Genomic DNA, 24,286 nt, shown 5'->3' on the forward strand with positions numbered 1-24,286 from the left:
GTGATCTCTTGAGTATCAAGATCTACGATACAACTCTCAGGGACGGGGCTCAGGCCTTTGGAGTTTCTTTTTCTCTGGAGGACAAGATCAGAATCGCCGAGGCATTGGATGACCTCGGCGTTCATTACCTCGAAGGGGGATGGCCTGGTTCAAATCCAAAAGATATCGCGTTCTTCGAGGCTGTCAAAAACGTGCACTTCAAGAGTTTGAAGGTGGCCGCTTTCAGTTCTACAAGAAGACCAAACACGAGGATAGAGGAAGATCCAAACATACAGACGCTCATAAAAGCCGAAACACCGGTCTACACGATATTCGGTAAAAGCTGGGATCTACATGTGGAAAAGGCCCTTCGAACAACTCTTGAGGAGAACCTCAAGATGATATACGACACGATCACTTATCTGAAGAGGTTCGCCGACGAGGTAATATACGACGCCGAGCATTTCTTCGACGGTTACAAGGCAAACAAAGATTATGCCCTTAAAACCCTAAAGGTGGCAGAGGAGGCGGGGGCGGACTGTCTTGTTCTTGCCGACACGAACGGTGGCACACTCCCTCATGAGATCGAGGAGATCGTAGAAGAGGTGAAAAAACATGTGAAGGCTCCCATAGGAATACACGCCCACAACGACTCCGATGTGGCCGTAGCCAACACACTCGCTGCCGTGAGAAAGGGAGCGGTACACGTTCAAGGGACCATAAACGGTCTTGGCGAAAGATGTGGCAACGCGAATCTCTGTTCTGTGATTCCGAACCTCGTTCTCAAGATGGGCCTCGAGGTCATACCGAAGGAGAATCTGAAAAAACTCTTCGATGTTGCACACCTTGTGGCCGAACTTTCTGGAAGACCGCACATTGAGAATATACCCTATGTGGGAGATTATGCCTTTGCCCACAAAGGAGGAGTGCACGTTTCTGCTATAAAGAGAGATCCCAGAACCTACGAGCACATTCCTCCAGAACTCGTGGGAAACAGAAGGATCATCTCCATCTCCGAACTCTCTGGAAGAAGCAATGTGCTTGAGAAAATAAAAGAGATGGGATTTGAAATAGACGAAACCTCGTCCAAGGTCAGGGAGATACTCAAGAAGATAAAGGAACTCGAAGCGCAGGGATATCATTTCGAGGGGGCAGAGGCATCCTTTGAACTCCTCGTCAGAGAGATGCTCGGAATAAGGAAGAAGTACTTCGAATTTCTTGGTTTCACCGTCATGACCGTGAAAAACAGGGACGAAAAGAGTTTCTCGGAAGCGACCGTGAAGGTCAGGGTACCCGATGAAGTGGCAGAGAAGTTGGGGCACGATGAACCCTTCGAACACACCGCAGCAGAGGGTGAAGGACCCGTCGAAGCACTGGACAGAGCGGTGAGAAAGGCACTTGAGAAGTTCTACCCTTCCCTGAAAAACACAAAACTCACCGATTACAAGGTCAGGATTCTCAACGAGCAGGCGGGTACCAGAGCGACCACGAGAGTTCTCATAGAGTCCAGCGATGGAAAGAGAAGATGGGGAACTGTGGGTGTTTCCCCGAACATCATAGAGGCTTCCTGGACGGCACTGCTTGAATCCCTGGAGTACAAACTCCACAAGGATGAAGAGGAGATGAGAGAAGATGAGAAGGATTAAGATCTTTGATACAACGCTGAGGGATGGAGAGCAATCGCCTGGAGCCTCCATGTCCGTTGAAGAAAAGGTAGAAATGGCCCTCATGCTTGAAGACCTAGGTGTTGATCTCATCGAAGCGGGTTTTCCCGTCTCCTCGCCCGTTCAGTTCGAAGCCGTAAAGAAAGTGGCAGGAACCGTTCAGAGACCCATCGTGGTGGGGCTTGCAAGGTGTGTGGAAAAGGATATCGATGCAGCGTACGAAGCACTCAAAGATCGCCCGAAAGACAAAAGGATGATACACGTTTTCATAGCAACGTCTCCCATACACAGAAAGTACAAACTGAGAATGGAAAAAGAAGAGATTCTTGAAAGGGTGAGAAAGTACGTCACCTACGCCAGACAGTTCTTCGATCTTGTGGAGTTTTCCGCAGAAGATGCTTCCAGAACGGAAGTGCCCTTTTTGATAGAAGTTTACAGAACGGCCATAGAGTCCGGTGCAACAACGATAAACGTTCCAGACACCGTGGGATACGCCCTTCCCGATGAATTCGGAGAACTCATAAGAACCCTGAAGGAAGGTATTCCTGGAATAGAAAACGTCGATCTTTCCGTTCACTGCCACAACGATCTTGGCCTTGCTGTGGCAAATTCCATCGCTGCAGTTCAAAACGGTGCGACCCAAGTGGAGGTGACACTGAACGGAATAGGAGAAAGGGCCGGTAATTGTGCACTGGAAGAGTTCGTAATGACTCTCAAAGTGAGAAAAGACAGACTCCCGTACGAAACGGGTATAAGGACAGAGTTGATATATCCTGCTTCCAGACTCCTCACCCACATAACGGGGCTCATCCCGTCAAGAAACAAGCCCATAGTGGGAGAGAACGTCTTCTTGCACGAGTCGGGCATACACCAAGATGGCGTTCTGAAGCACAGAGAGACATATGAAATCATGAAGCCTTCGGACATAGGAAGGTCTTCTGAAACGCTCGTCCTTGGAAGGCACTCGGGGAAACACGCCTTGAGAAAGAAACTGGAGAGTTACGGCATAAAACTGGACGACGAGACCTTCCAGAAGGTGTTCGAGAAATTCACAGAACTTGCCGATAGAAAGAAAGAAGTCTACGATGACGATCTCTTTTCCATCGTCTCTGAAGTTTTGAAAGAACCCCTGAACGGCTACAAACTCATCCATTTCCACGTGCACACGGGAAACACACTGCTTCCAACAGCCGCTGTTGTCCTTCAGGTTGGAAATGAAAAGAGAGAAGCAGCGGAAGCAGGAAACGGTCCCGTGGATGCTATCTTCAAGGCCATAGATAAAGCACTCGGACTTCAGCCAAAACTTGAAGAATACATAATCCAGGCGGTTGGAACGGGAAAGAACGCTCAGGGAGAGGTGAAACTGACCCTGAAGATAGACGGAGAGCTCTACAGTGGAAGGGGCGTTTCCACGGACATCGTTGAGGCTTCCGCCATCGCTTACATAAACGCTATAAACAAATATCTCATAGCAAAGGGGCTTTTGAGAAAAAACGGAGGTGTTGAGTGAATGACACTTGCGGAAAAGATCCTCTCGAAAAAGGCTGGAAGGAAGGTCGAACCCGGTGAATTCCTTCTTCTGGAACCAGATGTTGCCCTCGCCAACGACATAACAGCCCCTCTTGCCATAAAAAAGTTCAAAGAGTACGGTGGAAAAAGGGTTAAATATCCTGACAGGGTGGTTCTCGTACCAGATCACTTCACACCGAACAAGGACATAAAGTCCGCCATGCAGGTGAAGATGATGAGGGAGTTCGCCAGAGATCAGGGAATAGAAAAGTTCTTCGAAATAGGAAGAATGGGGATCGAGCACGTTCTACTTCCCGAGGAAGGGATCGTGAAGTCTGGTGACCTCGTTGTGGGGGCAGATTCTCACACGTGTACCTACGGGGCGCTGGGAGCCTTTGCTACAGGCGTTGGTTCCACGGACATAGCGGGTTTCTATCTCATCGGGAAAGTGTGGCTCAGGGTTCCAGAGAGCATAAAAGTGACGCTCTATGGAAAGTTCAACGAAATGGTGACCGCCAAGGACCTTGTTTTGAAACTCATATCCATCCTCGGGGTGGACGGTGCGAACTACAAGGCCATAGAGTTTTCTGGCCCAGGTGTGAAGGAGATCTCCATGGACGGCAGATTCACCATCTCGAACATGGCGATCGAGGCAGGAGGGAAAACGGGTCTCTTTCCCGTGGACGAGACGACAATAGCTTACGAGAAAGAAAGAGGCATAGAGGTGGAAGAGATGTATCCGGATGAGGACGCAAAGTACGTGAAAGAAGTGGAGATGAACCTCTCTAAACTCGAGCCTCAGGTCGCCTATCCCTTCCTACCGTCCAACACAAAAGATATCTCTGAGGCTGAAAAGGAGAGGATCAAAATAGATCAGGTGGTGATAGGAAGCTGCACCAACGGGAGGATAGAAGACCTCAGACTCGCAGCTCAGATTTTCAAGGGAAGAACCGTTGCTCCGAATGTGCGATGCATTATCATACCTGGCTCTCAGAAAGTTTACAAACAGGCCTTGAAGGAAGGTCTCATCGATATCTTCCTCGATGCTGGATGTGCCGTTTCCACCCCAACGTGTGGTCCTTGCCTTGGAGGGCACATGGGAGTCCTCGCAGAGGGAGAGATCGCCGTTTCTACGACCAATAGGAACTTTGTAGGAAGAATGGGACATCCAAACAGCAAGGTCTTTCTTGCGTCTCCCGCTGTTGCCGCAGCCAGTGCGGTGAAAGGATACATAGCAGATCCCAGGAAATTGTGAGGTGATGAAGATGAAGATAAGGGGAAAGGTATTCGTTTTTGGAGACAACGTGAACACAGACGAGATCATACCCGCAAGATATCTGAACACCTCGGATCCTCAGGAACTCGCAAAGTACTGCATGGAGGATGCAAGACCCGGTTTTGGAAGGCGGGACGACATAAAGGGGAGTATCATCGTTGCCGGTGAGAACTTTGGATGTGGTTCTTCAAGAGAACACGCCCCCGTTGCCATAAAGGCTGCGGGCATCTCGTGTGTCATCGCCAAGTCCTTTGCCAGGATCTTCTTCAGGAACGCTATAAACATAGGCCTTCCCATTGTTGAACTGAAGGAAGCAGACGAATTCGAAGAAGGAGACATTGCCGAAGTGGATCTTGAAAACGGTGTTGTGAGGAATTTTTCGAAAGCAAAAGAATACAGAATAAGACCCTATCCTGAATTTCTCATGAAGATCATGAACGCCGGTGGATGGCTTGAATACTGTCTCAAAGAGATGGGGGAGTGAAAGATGAAGATAGCGATTCTGCCGGGAGATGGTATAGGTCCTGAAGTTGTGAGAGAGGCTCTAAAAGTCCTCGAGGTCGTTGAAAGAAAAACGGGCAGGACTTTCGAGAAGGTCTTTGGCCACATTGGAGGGGACGCCATCGACAAGTTCGGAGAACCCCTTCCAGAAGAGACCAGAAAGATCTGCATGGAGGCCGATGCCATCTTTTTAGGAAGTGTCGGGGGGCCAAAATGGGACGATCTTCCACCCGAAAAAAGACCGGAGATCGGAGGATTACTGGCTCTCAGAAAGATGCTCAATCTCTACGCAAACATCAGACCGATAAAGGTTTACAGGTCACTTGTGTCCATTTCTCCTCTGAAAGAAAAGGTGATCGAGGCTGATGTTGATCTTGTTATCGTGAGAGAACTCTCCTATGGGGTCTACTACGGCCAGCCGAGAGGTATCGACGAGGAGAAGGGCTTTGACACCATGATCTACGACAGAAAAACCGTGGAACGGATAGCAAGAACCGCCTTCGAAATTGCAAGAAACAGAAGGAAAAAGGTTACCTCCGTGGATAAGGCGAACGTTCTCTACAGTTCGATGCTCTGGAGGAAGGTTGTGAGCGAGGTTGCGAAGGATTATCCAGACGTGGAACTCAATCACATGTACGTGGACAACGCTGCAATGCAACTCATATTGAAACCATCACAGTTCGACGTGATACTCACAACGAACATGTTTGGAGACATACTCTCGGACGAGAGCGCTGCACTTCCAGGATCTCTTGGTCTTCTTCCATCTGCTTCCTTCGGCGACAAAAACCTATACGAACCGGCGGGAGGATCGGCACCCGACATAGCGGGGAAAAACATCGCCAATCCCATCGCTCAGATCCTCTCCCTTGCCATGATGCTCGAGTACTCTTTCGGCATGATGGAAGAGGCAAGAAAGATAGAGAAAGCGGTTGAGACGGTCATCGAAGAAGGGTACAGAACAAAAGATATAGCAGAAGATCCGGAAAAAGCTGTCTCCACTTCTCAGATGGGAGATGTCATATGTAAAAAACTGGAAGAAATATGGTGAAGGGCCGAAGGGCCCTTCACATTTTCCATGTGTCGGTGAGTTTTCTCACCTTCACGATCGAACCCTTCTTCATCTTTCTGATCGCCGCCACCGCCGCCCTGAGTGCCTCCACCGTTGTCAGGTAAGGTATCTTTCTCTTCAGCGCTGTGGTTCTTATCATGTATCCCACCGTTCTTCTTCCCTCTACCTTGAAGGGATCTTTCCCGTGTGAGACCGCAACGAGTGAGGGTTCATCGCTGGACTGGGTGATCACTACAAGAGAGATCTTCCCCTGCTCCAGAAGATCGATTACATCCGGCCTTCCTTCACCCACTTTGGGAACAACCCTGACATCCACTCCATGGGACTGAAGTGCCTTTGCCGTTCCTCTGGTTGCGTAGATCTCGAATCCCATGTCCGCAAGGTGTGCAAGAAGCGGGATGGCGTCTCTTTTGTCTCTGTCTGCAATCGTTGCAAGGATGGCACCTTCCGTTGGAAGTGGATTTCCCGCAGCGATCTGTGCCTTCGCAAAAGCCTCTACAAAATCCTCCCCTATTCCCATGACCTCTCCTGTGGAGCGCATCTCAGGGCCCAGAAGAACGTCTGTGCCGGGGAACTTGTGAAACGGTATCACCACTTCCTTCACAGAGAACATTCTCGGCCACGGTGTGGGAAGGATCTCGCTGTCTCCCAGTTTGTTCACCTTTGTTCCCGGCCTCGTCGGATAGGGGAAGTACTCGGAAAGAAGTTCTGGAAGAGACCTTCCCACCATGATCTTGGCAGCGATCTTTGCCACAGGAATTCCGATCGCTTTGCTCACGAACGGAACGGTTCTTGATGCTCGTGGATTTGCCTCTATTATGTAAATTTCGTCGTCCTTTACCGCCATCTGTATGTTCGCGATTCCTACTATTTTCAATGCCTTTATCAGTCTGTGAACGGTTTTCTCTATTTCTTCAACGAGTTTTTCCGAAAGACTCACCGGTGGAAGAACACAAGCCGAATCTCCGGAGTGAACTCCCGCTTCCTCGATCTGTTCCATCAAACCCGCTATCCACACGTACTTTCCATCCGACACAACATCCACATCGAGCTCTATCGCATCCTCTAAGAACTTGTCTATCAGTATGGGATATCCCGGGGAAACGATCGCCGCTTCCCTGACGTATCTTTCCAGTTCCTCCGGTGTGTCGACAATCGCCATGGCCCTTCCTCCAAGAACGTAACTTGGCCTTACAAGAACCGGATATCCAAGATCTTCTGCCACTTTCATTGCTTCTTCCACGGAAGATGCCGTCCCGAACGGGGGACACCTGAGTCCGATTCTTTTGAGAAGCATTGCGAACTTTTCTCTGTCCTCGGCGATCTCTATAGATTCAAAGCTCGTTCCTATGATGTTCACACCTTCTTCCACAAGGTGTCTAGCGATCCTCAAAGGAGTCTGACCACCGAATGCCACCACAACACCCTTTGGCTTTTCGTTTCTCACGATCTCGAGGACATCTTCAACCGTGAGGGGCTCAAAGTAAAGTCTGTCGGAGGTGTCGTAATCTGTTGAAACGGTCTCCGGGTTGGAGTTGACCATGATCACCTCGTACCCTTCTTCCTGAAAAGCCCACACGCCGTGAACGTTCGTGTAATCGAACTCTATACCTTGACCTATCCTGTTTGGACCGGAGCCAAGGATCATGATCTTCTCTTTGTCTGTGGGTATTGCTTCATTTTCCACCCCGTTGTACGTTGAGTAGTAGTACGGAGTCTGGGCTTCGAACTCTGCCGCACAGGTGTCTACCATCTTGTAAACCGGGAATATCTTGTTTTTCTCTCTCATCTTCCTCACTTCTTTTTCGGAGACCTGCCAGATCTCAGCTATTTCTCTGTCGGAATATCCCCACTGCTTTGCTTTCTTGAGGACCTCGACGTCAAGCCTTTTTTCCTTCAGTTCTTCCTCGAGGTCTATACAGGCTTTCATTTCTCCGAGGAACCACTTGTCAATCTTTGTGAGTTCGTGTACTTCTTCCACGTCCATTCCGTTCCTGAAGGCGGCGAAGATGTAAGAAATCCTCTCAGGTGTTGGATTTGCAAGGTGTTCTCTTATGTGATCGTAGTCGAGTTTCGGTGTAGAATCGAGTTCGAGAGATCTTAAAGCTTTTCCCAATGCCTCCTTGAAGGTTCTTCCTATTGCCATCACTTCTCCGACGGATTTCATCTGGGTGTTGAGCCTTGGATCGGCTCCGGGGAATTTTTCGAGCTGGAACCTCGGTATCTTCACCACGACGTAGTCTATGGAAGGTTCAAAGGCCGCCAATGTCTTTCCCGTGATGTAATTCGGTATCTCATCGAGAGTGAATCCAACGGCAAGTAGTGCGGCTATCTTCGCAATGGGGTATCCCGTTGCCTTCGATGCCAGAGCGGACGATCTTGAAACCCTCGGGTTCATCTCAATGACGACCATTCTTCCGGTCCTCGGATCCACGGCAAACTGGATGTTCGAACCACCCGTTTCTATTCCTATCGCATCGATGACCTTGTACGCCGCATCCCTCATTCTCTGGTACTCAACGTCGGTGAGTGTCTGAGAGGGAGCCACAGTGATGGAATCTCCCGTATGTATTCCCATCGGATCGAGGTTCTCTATCGAACAGACGACGATGAAATTTCCCGCTCCATCTCTCACCACCTCGAGTTCGTATTCCTTCCAACCGATGACGGACTCTTCTATGAGAACGGTGTGTACGGGACTTTCTATGAGTCCCTTTGTGACGATCTCCCTCAATTCCTCCTCGTTGAAGGCAATTCCTCCACCCGTTCCTCCCAGTGTGAAACTGGGTCTTATAATGACGGGATAGCCGAATTCCCTTGCCGTCTCCAGCGCATCTGTGAGGTTGTTCACCAGCCTGCTTCTCAGAACTTCAAGGCCAGCTTCTTGCATGGTCTTTTTGAAGAGTTCTCTGTCTTCAGCCTTCTTGATCGACTCGAGTTTGGCACCGATCAACTGAACCCCGTACCTGTCGAGAACACCGCTTTCGGCAAGTTCCACGACAAGGTTCAGAGCGGTCTGTCCTCCGAGGGTGGGAAGAAGGGCGTCTGGTCTTTCTTTTTTTATGATCTCTTCCAGAAATTCAACTGTCAGAGGTTCTATGTAAACGGCGTCCGAAAATTCCGGATCGGTCATTATGGTTGCAGAGTTGGAGTTTACAATGATCACTTCGTATCCAACGCTTTTGAGAGCTTTGAGGGCCTGTGTTCCTGAGTAGTCGAACTCGGCAGCCTGACCGATTGTGATCGGGCCGGATCCTATGACGAGGATCTTCTTTATGTCTTCTCTTTTCGGCATTACCTTACCTCCTTTATGAGGCGTTTGAACTCTTCAAAGAAGTACTTCGCATCGTGAGGTCCGGGAGAGGCCTCGGGGTGATATTGAACAGAAAAGGCTGGATAATCAACCAGCCTCATTCCTTCCATCGTACCATCGTTGAGAGAGATGTGGGTTACCTCAACTTTTATTCCCTGCGGACTGGTTCCCTCAAGAACGGATATCTTCTGAAGGTTGCTGGTGAGAACGTTCGCATCCTGATCTTCGCTTCCAAGTTCTGGAAGGCCAAAACTCTTTGGATCCACCGCAAAGCCGTGGTTGTGGGTGGTGATCAGAACACGTCCACTTCTCAGATCTTTCACCGGATGGTTGATCCCTCTGTGTCCGAACTTCATCTTGTAGGTTCTGGCACCTATCGCAAGGCCGAGGAGTTGATGTCCAAGACAGATCCCCGCAAGGGGTATTTCCTCCTTCAGAAGGTCTCTTATCAGACGGACAGTCTTCAGCAGGACGGCAGGGTCTCCGGGACCATTGGAGATGAGAACGCCGTCCGGGTTGAGCTTTTTGATGTCATCTATGTCCACACCATAGGGAACCCTTATCACCCGTGCTCCTACCCTCTTCAGATCTCTGAGGATACCCCACTTTACTCCAGAGTCCAGTACAACGACCGAAAATTCTCCCTCTTCGTTTTCCACAGTGATCTCTTTTGGAGAGACAAGACCGACCAGATCTCTTCCCACTATTCCTGGACTTTCTTTCACGCGTCTGATCAAAGACTTCGGGTCCAGATCTACAGTGGATATAGCGCCTTTCATAGCTCCTTTCACACGGATCTTTCTTGTTAGGGCCCTCGTGTCCACGCCTTCGATGGCGACTATGTTGTGTTTTTTCAGATAATCCGGAAAGGACATGGTGGCTCTCCAGTTGGAAGGAACGGACACGCCTCTGTAGACCACGAATCCCGCAACCTTTATCCCGTCTGACTCTACATCCTCTTCGTTCACTCCGTAGATTCCTATCTCAGGGTAGGTCATCACAACGATCTGGCCTGTGTAGGAGGGATCCGTGAGAACTTCCTGATAGCCGGTCATTCCCGTGTTGAAGACCAGTTCACCGAAGGTTTCTCCCTCGACACCCAAACTCTGTCCAAAAAAAAACGATCCGTCTTCCAGAGCAAGAAGCGCTTTCATGTTGCACCTCCTTCCTTTCTCAGAGATTATAACTGCAGGCAGGGGTTCAGTCTGTTTTCTTTACTTTGAATTAAAGGAAAGTCACAGGGTATTAATTTGGAATAAACATTTACAATTTGAACATTCATATGCAAAAATGATGGAGAGTTTCCTCCGAGAAAATGCCGAAGATCGAATATGAAAGGGTCTGGAATACATTATCTTCACAGAACCGAACACAGATTTAAAGGATTCTTCCTAGCATGTGAACGGAGGTGGGAATCTATGAAGGATTCTGTGGAATGGCTTCTGTGCGATTTTCATGTGCACACGAACATGAGCGATGGGCACCTTTCTCTGGAAGAGGTGGTGGATCTGTTCGGAAGGCATGGAGTGGATGTGATTGCAATAACAGACCACGTTCTGGACAGAGAGACACTCGAAAGGAGAAAGAAAAACAACGAACCACTTGGAACCATCACCGAGGACAGATTCCAGGATTATTTAAAAAAACTCTGGAAGGAGCAGAAGAGAGCCTGGGAAGAGTACAGGATGATTCTGATTCCAGGTGTTGAGATCACGAACAACACGGGTCTTTATCACATTCTTGCCATAGATGTGAAGGAGTACGTGGATCCTTCTCTTCCGGTTGAGGAGATCGTGGAAAGGCTGAAAGAGCAGAACGCACTGGTTATAGCGGCACATCCAGATAGAAAAAAACAGGACGAAGAACACCTCTCCTGGTATCTCTGGGTGAACATGGAGCGTTTCAAAGACATGTTCGATGCCTGGGAGGTGGCGAATCGAGATGATCTTTTCAACTCGATCGGTGTGAAAAAATACCGGTACGTGGCAAACTCCGATTTCCATGAGATGTGGCATGTGTATTCCTGGAAGACCTTGATCAGATCGGAAAGAAATGTGGAGGCGATCAAGGAAGCGATAAGGAAGAACACGGATGTGGCGATCTATCTGATGAGAGAAAAGACTTGACTTTCTCCTTAGAGAAATGGTATTATGAACTAATCCAACATTTCAATTGTAACAATTCGTTTCTTTTATGAAAGTGCTAAACGATTTTCAGGAAAATCGAAGGAAGTGTCAACATGGCGAGAGTGGCGAGGGAAATGGTCGAAAAGGCAGGGGTCGATGTGGATCGTTTGCTGGAGCTTTTGATAAAGAACGCAGCGGCAGAACTCACAACTTATTACTATTACACCATTCTGAGGGCAAATCTCATTGGGCTTGAAGGAGAGACTCTCAAAGAGATCACAGAAGTAGCCAGAATTGAAGACAGAAACCACTTTGAGGCGCTCGTTCCCAGAATCTACGAACTCGGAGGCAAGCTTCCAGATTGCATGAAAGAGTTCCACGACCTTTCTGCGTGTCCTCCTGCAAGACTTCCAGACAATCCAACCGTTCAGGAGATATTGAAGGTACTCGTTGCCGCTGAAAGGTGTGCAGTGAGAGGTTACACAGAAATATGCAACATGACGGCAGGAAAAGACCACAGAACCTATGAACTTTCTCTTGCAATTTTGAACGAAGAGATCGAGCACGAGTCCTGGTTCTCCGAGTTCTTGGGAGAAGGCCCTTCCGGGCACTTCATGAGACATGGGGAAACCTCGCCATTCGTCTCGAAATTTCTCAAGTGAGGGCTTCCGTGATCAAAAAGGCGCACCCGAGGGTGCGCCTTTCGTTTTAAAATCAGGATGAACGAAGAAAAGGGAGGGATTGTGATGGAAGATCGTGTTTTGCCCATCAAGAAAGGTCTTCCTCCGGGGACGCTCGTTTATACAGGAAAGCACAGAGAAGACTTTGAGATCGAAGTGATGAGTTACTCCCCTGAGGAATTCAGAGAGTTCAGGACGGCAAACGTTGAAGATGTTCTTTCTTTCAAAGATTCTATGGCAACTACCTGGATAAACATCGTTGGTGTTCACAGAACAGACGTTGTAGAAAGAATAGGAGAACACTTTGGGATACACCCCCTTGTTCTGGAGGATATCCTCAACGTTAACCAGAGACCGAAGATCGAATTCTTCGATGAGTACGTGTTTCTCGTACTGAAAATGATCACCTACGATGAGAATTCCTCCGAACTTATCTCAGAGCAGGTCAGTCTGATCCTCACGAAAAACTGTGTTCTCACGTTCCAGGAAAAGAAGGGAGACGTATTCGAGCCTGTGAGAGAAAGGATAAGGCACAACAAAGGAGTTATAAGAAAGAGAAAATCAGACTATCTTCTTTACTCTCTGGTGGACGCGCTGGTGGACAACTACTTCGTCCTACTGGAGAGGATCGACGACGAGACCGAGATACTGGAAAAAGAAGTTCTGGAAATGTCCGCAGAGGACACAGTCCAGAAAATATATCTGTTGAAGAGAAACCTCATAGAACTGAGGAAGACGATCTGGCCTTTGAGGGAGATTCTGAACGCAATAACTAAAGGCGAATCTTCTCTCATCAAAGAGGAAACGCTTCCTTATTTCAAAGACGTCTATGATCACACCATCCGGATCGCAGACACCGTGGAAACATTCAGGGATATCGTGAGTGGCCTTCTGGACGTGTACCTTTCGAACATGAGCAACAAGACGAACGAGGTGATGAAGGTTCTCACCATAATAGCAACGATCTTCATGCCCCTCACCTTCATAGCGGGCATCTACGGTATGAACTTCGAGTACATGCCAGAACTCGGGTGGAAATGGGGTTATCCAGTGGTTCTCATTGTGATGGGTGTAATAGCGTTCTGGATGGTGGTCTATTTCAAGAAAAAGAAGTGGTTATGAAATGAGAATTTTGACTTTTCCTTAATGATTAATTAATGAATCTAGCAGTTGAGTTGTAATGATGATGGGAGTAGTTTTTCTGTGAAGAAAATCGTTCAGGTAGAGGGGGTTGGAAAATGAAAAGCAACGGATCTTCCCAGAAAAAGAACCAGAAAAGATTCAGAAAATTCCTTGGACCCGTCACCAACCTGGAAGAACATGTGGAACCTGACTGGTGGAGTCGCATCTTCAACTCGCTTTATCTGAAAACGGACGCGGACGTTGTGGACGATATCAGCATCACCAGAGAGGAAGTGGATCTGTTCTCACACATCCTGAAACTCTCCCTTGAGGATCACATCCTCGATCTCTGTTGTGGTCATGGGAGACACTCTCTGGAACTTGCAAGGAGGGGTTTTCAGAAGGTCGAAGGGCTCGATCGATCTCACTATCTGATCCAGAAAGCGAAGGCTCAGGCAAAGAAAGAAGGTCTAAACGTTAAATTCAGGGAGGGAGATGCCAGAAAACTGCCCTATCCTCCAGACACTTTCGATGTAGTGCTCATTCTCGGAAACAGTTTTGGCTACTTTGAAAGTGTAGAAGATGATCTGAAGGTTCTCAAGGAAGTCTTCAGAGTCCTGAAACCATGGGGAAGGATTCTCATTGACGTGGCAAACGGAGAGTACCTGAAAAACAACTTCCAGCCAAGATCCTGGGAGTGGATCGACAGAAAACACTTTGTCTGTAGGGAGCGTTCTCTTTCGGTTGATGGAAAAAGACTCATCTCACGCGAAGTGGTTGTGAACGCTGAAAAGGGTGTCATAGCGGATCAATTCTATGCAGAGCGGCTCTACACACCTGAGGAATTGGAGAATCTTCTGAAAGCGGCGGGATTCAGTGATGTGAAGTTCCATGGGGAACTCTCTCCATCCTCACAGAGAAATCAAGATCTTGGAATGATGGAAAGAAGACTCATAGTAACTGCCGTCGCAAAGAAAGAATGGACTCCTATCAAAAAGAAATCTGAGAAGGCCACAAAAAATGTTGTGGTCGTTCTTGGAGATCTGAGGAAACCAGATCCTCTGAAACCGAATTCGGTTTTCGATGAAGACGATATCTACACCATCGATCAGATGAAGGCGGCCTTGAAGAGTCTGAAAGGTTACCATTTCTCCTATCTGGACAACCATGACACACTAATCGCTGACCTCATGAAACTCAGAGGAAAGATAGACTACGTTTTCAACCTGTGCGATGAAGGATTCAACAACGATCCCAGGAAAGAGGCACACATTCCTGCGTTGCTGGAGATGCTGGGAATTCCTTACACGGGTTCGGGACCTCAAACACTCATCCTGTGTTATGATAAGTCCCTCATCAGGGGAATCGCACGGGAAATGGGGATTCCCGTTCCAAGAGGTGTTTTCATAAAGCCAGAAGACACTTCTTTCGAAATACCATTTCCCTTCCCTGCCATCGTTAAACCTAACTTTGGAGACTCCAGTTTCGGAATCACTCAAAGAAGCGTTGTTCACTCTCCTGAAGAATTGATAAATGTTGTTTCGGAGATAAGAAGCAGATTCGGATATGACAAACCGATCCTGATAGAGGAATTCCTGACGGGGAAGGATCTGAGTGTGGGCATCATAGGAAACCCACCCGAATCCTACGTCGTACTTCCCATAATAGAAGAGGACTATTCTGCACTTCCTCCAGAACTTCCAAGAATATGTGGGTACGAGGCAAAATGGTTGCCCGATTCTCCATACTGGAACATAAGGTCTGTCCCAGCACAACTTCCTGAGGAAACCGAAAAATTCATCATCGATTGCTGTTTGAAACTTTTTGAAAGGCTGGAGATCAGAGATTACTGCAGGTTCGATTGGAGGTTGGATGCTGAGGGAAATCCCAAACTTCTCGAGGTGAATCCAAATCCCGGATGGTGCTGGGATGGTCATCTTGCAAAGATGGCAAAGATAGCGGGAATGTCCTACGCAGAAATGCTGGAAGCGATACTCAAAGCGGCGGAGGAGAGGTTGAACATCAGGTAAAGCACGGGGGCCTGACCCCCTTTCAATGTTTTTCAATGAACTTTCTCATCTTCCTCTTCCAGATTAAGTAGACAATCATCACCACTGCAAAAAGAACGATTCCCAGAATTTTTGAAAACTCCAGAAAGACTCTGCCAGCCGTCAGTGTGGTGAAGAAGAACACACTTTCGTATATTAGATCTCCGGTCCATATCACGGGAAGCGTTCTAAGTGGTCTTTCCATGTATCCTGCAAGAAACGGTGTGGCCTTTCCCACCCACGGAACGAACTTGCAGAACAAAATCAGGATCTTTTCCGAAGAGATGTAAACGTTCGAAAACTCCCTGAGGATTTTCTGAAAAACCTTCCAGTTGAGTCTGGAAAAGAGAGGTTTCAACATCTTTCCCGCAAAGAAGGTGAGAGAATCCCAGCTCAAAAGTCCCAGGTATATCTCAAAGAAAGCCAGACCTGTCTGCATCCTTCCTGCAGAAATCAATGTGGACGCTGCTAGAATAGGAAGGGGTGTTCCAGAGTTGTCGAAAAGAAACGTTGTCAGAAAGAGTAACAGATACTTCAAGTTTTCTCACTCCCTCTGAGAATATAATAGCGCACGGAGGTGACGGGGAAATAATCGATACGGTCGAGAAAACCGGTGAAAGGGTTCTGAACAAAATATTGATACTTTCTCTGGGAATTCCTGTCGTTTTTTCTCTGATCCGTGCCAAAATCGTTGAGACGGTGGGTTATTTCATATTCTGGCTGGGAGGTTTTTCTCCGTACGTGTATGAAAAGGTTGTGCACCAAGAAGTGCCTGAAAAGACAAAACTGATGCTCTCTTCGTCCATATTTCTTCACTCCGTTCTGGGGCAGTTCATGAACTTCTACGGGAAAATTCCTTTCTGGGACAAGTGCCTTCATTTCTATGGATCTTTCGTTGTCACGTACTTTTTCTATCAAATTCTGACAAGAAAGTCCAGGTACTGGGACGAGGTTCCAGGAGCGATACTGATGGCCTTTCTTCTTAGTACCCTCTCTGGCCTTCTCTGGGAGATCGCTGAATTTGTCACAGACAAGGTGGTTCCGGGGTACAACACTCAAAAGGGTCTGGACGACACGATGCTGGATCTCATCTTCGACCTTCTTGGAAGTTATGTGATGGCCAAAATCCTCTACAAAAAGAAGACAGGGCACGTGTTCTGGAGACCGCGTCCATGAAAAAAACCTATCTTTTTCTCACACTTGAAGGTATCTTTTCACTGTTCTATTCTCTGCTCGTTCAAGGTCCCGTTTTCACGGGACTTGCGATGCTTTTCAACCTGGATGAATTCCTTCTGAGCATCGCCGCTGCCGTACCACCCATGATGCAGTTCTTTCAACTTTTCGCTTCTTTCTTCGTACGAAAGTACAGAAAGAGACGCTTCCTCGTCAACGTGTTCAACGCCCTGAGCAGATTCAGCTTTGCAGCGCTCGTTGTGTTTGTTTTCCTTGGAAAAACAGATCCGACTACCTTCATCGGCGCTTTGATGATCTCGCAGATCTTCGCAGCCCTTTCGAGCAGCACCTGGAACTCCTGGATGAGAGATCTCATTCCTCCTGAAGAAAGGGGGAGGGTATTTGGAAACAGAAACATGTTCCTTTCCATAGGCAACGCCTTCATAATATACCTCTACTCCTTCCTAATCGATCGTTTCTCTATAGGTTTTGTCCTTGTGCTTCTTATCTCCATGGTGGGAACAGTTCTTTCCATCCTCTCGATGAACAAAATCCCAGACGTCCCAGTAAAGGCATCGGGAAGTGGTGTTCCTCTGAAGGCCGTCTTCAAGGACGACAACTTCATGAGATTTGTTCTCTTCACGTTCTACTGGAACATGGCGGTTACGTTCTCTTCTGCGTTCTACCATTACCACCTTCTGAAGAACCTGAATGTGAGTTACACCTACATCGCCTATATGATGATACTGAACAACTTCGTGGCGATGCTTGCCTACAGGATTTTAGGGAAGATCTCTGACAGCGTCGGACACAAAACAATAGCAGAATTTGGAATAGTGCTCGCCTCCTTTGTTTCTGGAATGTGGCTTTTTATGAACACCGAAACGTACAGAACACTGATGCTTTCAGACGCGGTGATCTCCTCTGTGGCCTGGTCTGCCATAAACCTGTCGCTTGCCATTCTCCCCATGGAGGTTGCCTTCGAATCAGACCCAATCTTTTTCGGTCTGAACGCTTCTTTTGCCAGTGTGGGAAGTCTGGCAGGCTCTTTCCTGGGAGGTATCGTTGCAAAGTTTCTTTCTGACATCTACATGAACATAAGCGGTTTTGAGATCTACGGTCTACAGTTACTCTTTTTAATGGCTGGATTCTTCAGATTCTCTGCTATATTCCTGTTGAGGAGAGTCAAGGTAAGGCAGTACATTCCGTTCAGGGCGTTCATGTTGAGCACCCTCTTTGTCACCTTCAGAAGACCCGTGTACAGACTGATGGATGTGTACCTTATTCTGAAAAGGAGTGGTGAGCGTGTACGAAAGACTGCTGGAAGACTTAAGAAAAGGAAGGGTGATTCTGACAAGCAAGATGAAAGACAGAGTTAACGGCATGACGATAGGGTGGGGATTCTTCGGTATCATGTGGGAAGAAGAGTACTTCATTACCGCTGTGAGGCCTCAGAGATTCACCTGGCGTCTCATCAAAGAGAGCAGAAGATTCACTCTGAACTTTCTGAGCGAAGAACACAGAGAGGCGCTTAATTACTTTGGGCGTGTGAGTGGGTACCAGGAAGAGAAGTTCAAGAAGGGACTCCTTCACCTGGATGAACTGGAAGGCTTCACTGCTCCCATAAAAGAAGCACACACACTGATTGAGTGCTCTGTGACGTTCGCAAACAACGTAGAGCCTTTCGTTCTTCCTCAGGGGATCATCGACAGGTTCTACAAAGATCACGGTTTCCACACGTTGTTTTTTGGAAAGATCGAGAAGGTGCTTCAGAGATGAAACTCGAGATACCGTTCGACGAAGAAGGGATCTTTCTTGAAAGAAAGAACAGATTCACGGGTATCGTCTCTGTTGGAAAAGAGAGAACACAGGTTCACATCCACAACACGGGCCGTCTTCCACTACTATCGCCTGGGAAAAGGGTTCTTCTGAAGCGGGCAAAATCCGAAAAGAGAAAGACAAAATGGGATCTTCTTGCGGTCGAGCACAGGGAAGAATACGTCTTTGTCCACTCTGGATACCACAGCCTCATAGCAGAAAGACTTCTCGAGGGAATGTTCCCGGGTGCCAGAATAGAAAGAGAAAAAACCTTTGGAAACAGCGTGCTGGATTTTCTGATAGACGGGAAAACCTTTGTGGAAGTGAAGGGATGCACGTTCGAAGAAAACGGTGTTGCCATGTTTCCGGATGCTCCAACAACGAGGGGAAGAAGACACGTGGAAGAACTGATCCAATGTGTTGAAAGTGGCTTCAGAGCGCTTCTTTTGATACTGGTTTTTCTTGAGAGCAGGTGCTTTTTTCCAAACAAAAAGGTCGATCCTTTCTTTTCCGAGATCTTCTGGCGCGCTCTGAGCAAAGGGGTCGATGTTTGTGTGTTCAGGTTAAAATATGATGGAGAGTATCTTTACTCGATGGGGAATCTATCGATCTGTGAGGAGGTGTAGAAAATGGAGAACCCAACCATCGAGCAGCTTGTGAGAAGGTACGTGGAGATAAAAGATCTCATGAAGGAACTCAGAGCAGAGAAGAAGGAAATCGAGGAGGTTTTGAGGGAATACGCTCAGAGAACCGGAATCAGAGAATTCGAGGTGGATGGGAAAAAGGTCTTCTTCGAGGAAAAACTCAGCTTGAAGGTAAAATGAGCCCGCACGAGGCGGGCTTCACATCTGTTTCAACTTCTCTTCCTGTTCCTTCACAAGGTCTTCCAGGGTGACACTACCGAGTACCTTCTCTATTTCTTCTTCTACCCTCTTCCAAAGAGATCTGATGACACAATCCAGTTCATCGGGACAACCCGGCATGTCGAAGAACACCCTGGCCTTTCTGTCCAAAAGAAAGATGATATCGGACACTCTTATCTCCCTTGGTGGTCGTGCGAGTCTGTATCCCCCAGTCTTTCCTCTTTTTGTTTCCACGATACCTGGCTTCCTGAGGGTGTAGAGTATCTTCTCTGCGAACTCCCTGGGAACGGAGTTTTTTGCCTTTTCCAGTATCTCCGTCATCGAGAGGTATCTGTCGTACTCTTTTGCCATCACGATCATGAGCCTGAGGGCGTACTCGCTTCGCATCGTGAACATGTCAATCCCTCCAGACGAAAACTCTGGACACGATCTTTCGATTGTGAAGGGCCTCTCTTATACTGTCCAGGTATATGTCGATCTTTCTTCCCTTAATGACTCCTCCAATGTCCTCTACGACAAAAACACCACCGCTTGGTGTGTCTCTGAGTTCAGGAATGTACAGAACGGATCCGATGGGAAAGACAGATGTGTCAGCCGCGGCCGTTTGCCACTCCTTCGGTATTTTCCCGGATTTTGTGAGTCTGAAAGCAGGGTGTTCAGGAAGTTTTCCATCCTCCCACTCTGTATAGAAGCTGATTTCGAACTCTCCCATGTTCGAAAAGAACAGAAACATGGGATCCTTCGGTTCTCCCTCCACGTAGAGTTCGAACTCCACGTTACTTCCTCCGTATCCGATCGTCTCTCCCGCACCAACCCAGTCACCGACGTTGACTCTCACAACGGAGAGATTCCTGTACACGGTCTCCACATCGTTTCCATGGTACACGACGACCGTTCCATTTTTTACGCTCTTCACCCTTCCTGGAAGAGCGGCTTTCACTTTTTGGCCGGAACTTTCAAGCACAACTCCCGAAGAGAACGAGCCATCCGATTTCAAGCCAAATCCAGCGACCACGATCTTTGGATCGGGTTTTTCTCCCACCGGAAAACTCGCAGAAAGATTCGTCACGGGCACTTTTATGATCTGTCCCGCTATTAGTCTTCTGGGGTCTTCTATTCCGTTGAGTTTCATGATCTTCTCCACCCCGTCAGGTCCCAGATCAAAGGCTTCACTGATCTTTGCAAGGGTGTCTCCACGTTCCACCCTGATGAAAACGTATCCTTCTTCGATTCCAAGAATTCGGGCTATTTCGTAGCTTCTCACCAGTCTTCTGAATTCATCAAGATACTTTCTCAGTTGCTCGGTGTACGCATTCACGTCCACAAGCTGTGGATTATCAGTGTTTCTTATTTCCTGTACTATCTGTTCAAGATTCTTCTGGTTGTTTTCCAGCTGTGAGAGTCTGTTCTCTATCTGAACGATTCGGTCTTCGATCTCATCGTTTGTGGTGTACACGACCGTTTCTCTGGTCTCGCTCTGTGATAACACACGCAGAGCCACTTTGGAGAGAAGTTTTTCTGAACTTTCCAGTCTTTTTTCTATTTCATCCACACGCGAAGAGTTCCTCTCCAGACGAGAAACCCTCTCTTCCAGATCAAGGAGGATATGTTTGAGATCATCAGAAGGTGATGGGGTACTTCCAAGATTGACTATGCTCATCTTCCTTTCGAGTTCTGAAACTTTCGTTTTCAGATCTTCAAGATCAGACATCACAGAGACTGCTTTTTCCACAGCAGGAATCTTCATGGAAATGGTGTAGTAGCTGCTTTCGATCTCATCCAGTCTTGTGCGGAACTCTTCCTGAAGAGAAGAAAGGTCCTTTTTCAGGTACTCCATTTCTCTCTTCAATGACTCTATCTCCCTTTGAGAAGAGTTTTGAGAGTCTACCCTTTTTTGAAGATCGTCGATCTTTTTTTCCAGAAGGTCCATATGAGAGTTGATCTGTCTGATCTGTTCTTCCATTTTATCAAGTTTTTCTTTCCACTCAGAGGGTACACACGCTCCAAGAAATACCAGTAACAGGAGAAAGATCAAGATTTTCTTAAGTCTTGCCATCTTTCTCTCCCCACTTTCGCGTACAGGGAATCTCTGTGCTTTCCGAGGAGACGCTCGTACCACCTTGCAGCTTCTTTCCTTTTTCCAAGGAGTTGATTCAACACTCCAAGATAAAAGAGTATCATGGGTTCATCCGATTCTTCGTAGCTATCGTATTTGAAGTGATTTTCGAATTCTTTCAGAGCACGCTCGATGTATCGCTTTTCGTCTTCTGGCCTTCCCATCTCTCTGAAGAGCCAGGCGATCTTGAGATAGGAAATCGCCACTTTCTTCCTCTGATTCAAAACGGAGTACACGATTCCACTCAGGGCGTACCGCTTTATCGCTTCTGCATGTGTTTCTTCATTCTTCAGTTTGATCTTCTTTTTGGCCTCTTCGAGCAGTTCTTTGAGCCTTTTCTCTGTTTCCTCACCTTTTATTTTGATGGTTTCAAAATCCTTGTCGAACGCAGAAAAGTAGCAGTTTGGGCACGTTACTACCTCGTAGAGCAAGGGATTCACATCCTCAAAAACTGGTTTCAGATCGATGTCTCTTGACTTGATCTTTACCGCATCGTAAAAGACCATCTTTTTCCTGAACCTGTGTTCACAGAAAGGGCACGTGAACTCTTTTTCCCAGAAGGTTCTCATTCGGAAAGGAGCACCTCCACGAACGCATGGGGAGCGAACGGTTTCAGATCATCTTCTTTTTCACCAACCCCCACGAATTTTATAGGAATTCCCAGTTCCTTTGCTATGGCAAGGGCAATTCCACCCTTTGCGGTGCCGTCGAGCTTTGTCAGGATGATTCCTGTGACGTCCACCGCATCTTTAAACACCTTAGCCTGAACAAGTCCGTTCTGCCCTGTGGTGGCGTCTATCACAAGGAGCACCTCGTGTGGAGCCTCCGGAATCTTTTTCTTTATCACCCTGTGAACCTTTCTCAGTTCTTCCATGAGGTTCTTCTTCGTGTGAAGTCTTCCAGCGGTGTCTATTATCACCACATCCTTGTTTCTGGCAAGAGCGTGGGAGACGGCGTCGAACGCAACGGCAGCGGGATCTGCTCCTTCCGAATGGGCTATCACGGTGGCGCCGATGCGATCTCCCCAGAGTTTGAGCTGTTCTATGGCTGCGGCTCTGAAGGTGTCGGCGGCCGCCAGTACAACGCTTTTTCCTCTATCAGCGAACATCTTTGCGAGTTTGCCGCAGGATGTGGTTTTCCCCGTTCCGTTCACACCGACCACGGTTATCACGAAGGGTGGGCTATCCGGTTCGTTCAGTTCTGTTTCGAAGTTTAGAATTTCAAGAAGAGTTTCCCTCAGTGCTTCCAGGGCATCTCCATCTTTTTCCTCAATCCTTTCCAAAATGTACTCTGTTGTTTCAATACCAACGTCTGCCTGAATGAGAAGTTCTTCGAGTTTCTCGCGAGTTTCATCGTCCAGTTTTTTTCCTTTGAGAAGGTTCACCACTTTTCCAAAGAACGCGTCTTTTGTTTTCTGAAGGCCCTTTTTCAGAAAGTCAAAGAGTCCCATCTTTTCTACCTCCCGATTTTTCCATCAATATAAGCATACCACATGTGTTTTTTGAACTGTCTGGAGAAGATGTGTGTCTAAGAAACCGGAAACCTCACCGAAGGAGGGATGAAAGATGAAGAAATTTCTCGTAGTCATCTTAACTGTAGTTGTTCTCTCCAGCGTTTTTCCATACGTCAATCCCGACTACGAAAGTCCCATCGTGAAAGTTGTGGAGGCATGTGCGCCCGCCGTTGTGAAGATAGATGTGACGAAGACGGTGAAAACCACTTTCTTCGATCCTTACTTCGAAGAGTTCTTCAAGAAATGGTTTGGAGAACTCCCTCCAGGTTTTGAAAGACAGGTTTCCAGCCTTGGATCTGGTTTCATTTTCGATCCTGAAGGCTACATTCTCACCAACTACCACGTGGTCGGAGGTGCTGATAACATCACTGTGACCCTGCTGGACGGGAGCAAATACGATGCAGAGTACATAGGTGGTGACGAAGAACTCGACATCGCTGTTATAAAGATCAGGACCTCTGGCAAAGAATTTCCATACCTTGAATTCGGTGATTCAGACAAGGTGAAAATTGGTGAGTGGGCAATAGCCATAGGAAATCCCCTTGGATTCCAGCATACAGTGACCGTGGGTGTAGTCAGTGCCACAAACAGGAGGATACCAAAACCTGATGGTAGCGGATATTACGTGGGACTCATCCAGACAGACGCGGCGATAAACCCTGGAAACAGCGGAGGTCCCCTTCTGAACATCCATGGTGAGGTGATCGGAATAAACACCGCAATAGTCAATCCTCAAGAAGCGGTGAACCTTGGATTTGCCATACCCATAAACACGGTGAAGAAATTCCTGGACACCATCCTCACCAAAAAGAAGGTTGAGAAAGCCTACCTTGGTGTGACCGTCATGACCCTCACAGAAGAAACGGCCAAGGCCCTGGGACTCAAATCCACAAGCGGTGCCCTCATAACGAGCGTACAGAAGGACTCTCCTGCAGAAAGAGCAGGCCTCAAAGAAGGTGACGTGATCCTCAAGGTCGATGATCAGGATGTGAGGAGTCACGAAGAACTCGTCTCCATCATCCACACTTACAAACCGGAAGACACTGCAACTCTCACCATAGAGAGGAAAGGAAAGATCATGAAGGTTCAGGTAACGTTCGGATCTTCCTCTGAAGAGGAAACTGCAGTATCGGAAGGAGAAAAAACGATAGACGTTCTCGGTATCACGGTGGCCAACATCACACCAGCGGACAGAGAGACTTACTCGATCACAGAAGAGATCCAGGGAGTCATAGTAAGAGAGAGCAGCGGAAGGTTTAGAATCCAGAAAGGAGACATCATCGTTGCAGTTTACATAAACGGAAGAAGATATGATATAAATTCAGTGGAGGACCTCGAAAAAGTTGCCTCGAAAATAAAACAAGGAGACTACATAGCCCTGTACATCTACAGAAACGGTGCGAGGGTGTTTGTGAGTTTCATATATCAGAGATAGAGAAGCCTCCCCTCAATGTTAATAGAGCCCCCTGCGGTGATTCCCCCTCCAGTGGAGGGGGATTTTTTTGATATCATA

Annotated in this window: 22 protein-coding genes; 15 read left to right on the plus strand and 7 right to left on the minus strand. The window is 47.7% G+C overall.

The window, feature by feature from the left end:
- Positions 1–8: 8 nt before the first annotated feature.
- The 5 genes from cimA to leuB are packed head-to-tail and all read left to right on the plus strand — an operon-like array spanning position 9 to position 5,980.
- The gene (gene cimA, locus AS006_RS03525) at positions 9–1,625 is read left to right on the plus strand and encodes a citramalate synthase (RefSeq protein WP_101512990.1); all 1,617 of its coding nucleotides are present in this window, start codon (positions 9–11) and stop codon (positions 1,623–1,625) included.
- Positions 1,612–3,153, plus strand: coding sequence for a 2-isopropylmalate synthase (leuA, locus tag AS006_RS03530; RefSeq protein WP_101512991.1), 1,542 nt, complete (start codon positions 1,612–1,614; stop codon positions 3,151–3,153). Before cimA ends, leuA begins: the two co-directional genes overlap by 14 nt.
- Positions 3,154–4,407: a 3-isopropylmalate dehydratase large subunit gene (gene leuC, locus AS006_RS03535; protein WP_101512992.1), complete on the plus strand. Its 1,254-nt coding sequence runs from the start codon at positions 3,154–3,156 to the stop codon at positions 4,405–4,407.
- A 4-nt stretch (positions 4,408–4,411) separates the two neighbouring features.
- A complete protein-coding gene (gene leuD / locus AS006_RS03540; protein ID WP_101513318.1) occupies positions 4,412–4,912 on the plus strand; it encodes a 3-isopropylmalate dehydratase small subunit in 501 nt (166 codons plus the stop codon).
- Between the two features lie 3 nt (positions 4,913–4,915).
- Positions 4,916–5,980 (plus strand): 3-isopropylmalate dehydrogenase, encoded by a 1,065-nt coding sequence (gene leuB, locus AS006_RS03545; RefSeq protein WP_101512993.1) that lies wholly within the window; start codon positions 4,916–4,918, stop codon positions 5,978–5,980.
- A gap of 16 nt (positions 5,981–5,996) precedes the next feature.
- On the opposite strand, the gene carB is transcribed toward leuB, so the two are convergent.
- Both carB and carA read right to left on the minus strand, forming a co-directional pair.
- A complete protein-coding gene (gene carB / locus AS006_RS03550; protein WP_101512994.1) occupies positions 5,997–9,296 on the minus strand; it encodes a carbamoyl-phosphate synthase large subunit in 3,300 nt (1,099 codons plus the stop codon).
- Complete coding sequence (gene carA, locus AS006_RS03555) at positions 9,296–10,468, minus strand: glutamine-hydrolyzing carbamoyl-phosphate synthase small subunit (protein ID WP_101512995.1); 1,173 nt, start codon at positions 10,466–10,468, stop codon at positions 9,296–9,298. The genes carB and carA overlap by 1 nt, the downstream gene beginning before the upstream one ends.
- Before the next feature lie 264 nt (positions 10,469–10,732).
- Here carA and AS006_RS03560 point away from each other — a divergent pair, with 264 nt between their 5' ends.
- From AS006_RS03560 to AS006_RS03575, 4 genes are all read left to right on the plus strand, one after another.
- Entirely contained in the window at positions 10,733–11,440 is a 708-nt protein-coding gene (locus tag AS006_RS03560; RefSeq protein WP_101512996.1) for a PHP domain-containing protein, read from the plus strand.
- Positions 11,441–11,553: 113 nt separating this feature from the next.
- The gene (gene dps, locus AS006_RS03565; protein ID WP_101512997.1) at positions 11,554–12,102 is read left to right on the plus strand and encodes a DNA protection during starvation protein; all 549 of its coding nucleotides are present in this window, start codon (positions 11,554–11,556) and stop codon (positions 12,100–12,102) included.
- An 84-nt stretch (positions 12,103–12,186) separates the two neighbouring features.
- Entirely contained in the window at positions 12,187–13,242 is a 1,056-nt protein-coding gene (gene corA / locus AS006_RS03570; RefSeq protein WP_101512998.1) for a magnesium/cobalt transporter CorA, read from the plus strand.
- 116 nt (positions 13,243–13,358) lie between these two features.
- The gene (locus AS006_RS03575; RefSeq protein WP_101512999.1) at positions 13,359–15,272 is read left to right on the plus strand and encodes a methyltransferase domain-containing protein; all 1,914 of its coding nucleotides are present in this window, start codon (positions 13,359–13,361) and stop codon (positions 15,270–15,272) included.
- 22 nt (positions 15,273–15,294) lie between these two features.
- Here AS006_RS03575 and AS006_RS03580 read toward each other — a convergent pair whose 3' ends face one another.
- A complete protein-coding gene (locus AS006_RS03580; RefSeq protein ID WP_199167345.1) occupies positions 15,295–15,828 on the minus strand; it encodes a hypothetical protein in 534 nt (177 codons plus the stop codon).
- 53 nt (positions 15,829–15,881) lie between these two features.
- On the opposite strand from AS006_RS03580, the gene AS006_RS03585 reads away from it, so the two are divergent.
- From AS006_RS03585 to AS006_RS03605, 5 genes are read left to right on the plus strand one after another with little or no spacing between them, the layout of a single operon-like run.
- A complete protein-coding gene (locus AS006_RS03585; protein WP_369819746.1) occupies positions 15,882–16,466 on the plus strand; it encodes a hypothetical protein in 585 nt (194 codons plus the stop codon).
- The gene (locus AS006_RS03590; protein WP_101513000.1) at positions 16,463–17,842 is read left to right on the plus strand and encodes an MFS transporter; all 1,380 of its coding nucleotides are present in this window, start codon (positions 16,463–16,465) and stop codon (positions 17,840–17,842) included. The genes AS006_RS03585 and AS006_RS03590 overlap by 4 nt, the downstream gene beginning before the upstream one ends.
- Positions 17,763–18,242 (plus strand): flavin reductase family protein, encoded by a 480-nt coding sequence (locus tag AS006_RS03595; RefSeq protein ID WP_101513321.1) that lies wholly within the window; start codon positions 17,763–17,765, stop codon positions 18,240–18,242. Before AS006_RS03590 ends, AS006_RS03595 begins: the two co-directional genes overlap by 80 nt.
- Positions 18,239–18,907 (plus strand): DNA/RNA nuclease SfsA, encoded by a 669-nt coding sequence (sfsA, locus tag AS006_RS03600; protein WP_101513001.1) that lies wholly within the window; start codon positions 18,239–18,241, stop codon positions 18,905–18,907. Before AS006_RS03595 ends, sfsA begins: the two co-directional genes overlap by 4 nt.
- Positions 18,908–18,910: 3 nt before the next feature.
- A complete protein-coding gene (locus tag AS006_RS03605; RefSeq protein ID WP_012644985.1) occupies positions 18,911–19,105 on the plus strand; it encodes a hypothetical protein in 195 nt (64 codons plus the stop codon).
- A gap of 18 nt (positions 19,106–19,123) precedes the next feature.
- Here the strand turns inward: AS006_RS03605 and AS006_RS03610 are convergent, their stop codons facing one another.
- From AS006_RS03610 to ftsY, 4 genes are read right to left on the minus strand one after another with little or no spacing between them, the layout of a single operon-like run.
- Complete coding sequence (locus AS006_RS03610; RefSeq protein WP_101513002.1) at positions 19,124–19,540, minus strand: RrF2 family transcriptional regulator; 417 nt, start codon at positions 19,538–19,540, stop codon at positions 19,124–19,126.
- A gap of 1 nt (position 19,541) precedes the next feature.
- Positions 19,542–21,200 (minus strand): peptidoglycan DD-metalloendopeptidase family protein, encoded by a 1,659-nt coding sequence (locus tag AS006_RS03615; RefSeq protein WP_101513003.1) that lies wholly within the window; start codon positions 21,198–21,200, stop codon positions 19,542–19,544.
- On the minus strand, positions 21,176–21,829 hold the full coding sequence (locus tag AS006_RS03620) for a DUF2225 domain-containing protein (protein WP_101513004.1): 654 nt from the start codon (positions 21,827–21,829) through the stop codon (positions 21,176–21,178). The genes AS006_RS03615 and AS006_RS03620 overlap by 25 nt, the downstream gene beginning before the upstream one ends.
- A complete protein-coding gene (ftsY, locus tag AS006_RS03625; protein WP_101513005.1) occupies positions 21,826–22,710 on the minus strand; it encodes a signal recognition particle-docking protein FtsY in 885 nt (294 codons plus the stop codon). Before ftsY ends, AS006_RS03620 begins: the two co-directional genes overlap by 4 nt.
- A gap of 115 nt (positions 22,711–22,825) precedes the next feature.
- On the opposite strand from ftsY, the gene AS006_RS03630 reads away from it, so the two are divergent.
- Positions 22,826–24,208, plus strand: coding sequence for a DegQ family serine endoprotease (locus tag AS006_RS03630; protein WP_101513006.1), 1,383 nt, complete (start codon positions 22,826–22,828; stop codon positions 24,206–24,208).
- Positions 24,209–24,286: the final 78 nt, after the last annotated feature.

Origin of the sequence: Thermotoga sp. SG1 (assembly GCF_002865985.1) — a bacterium.
Classification (GTDB): domain Bacteria; phylum Thermotogota; class Thermotogae; order Thermotogales; family Thermotogaceae; genus Thermotoga.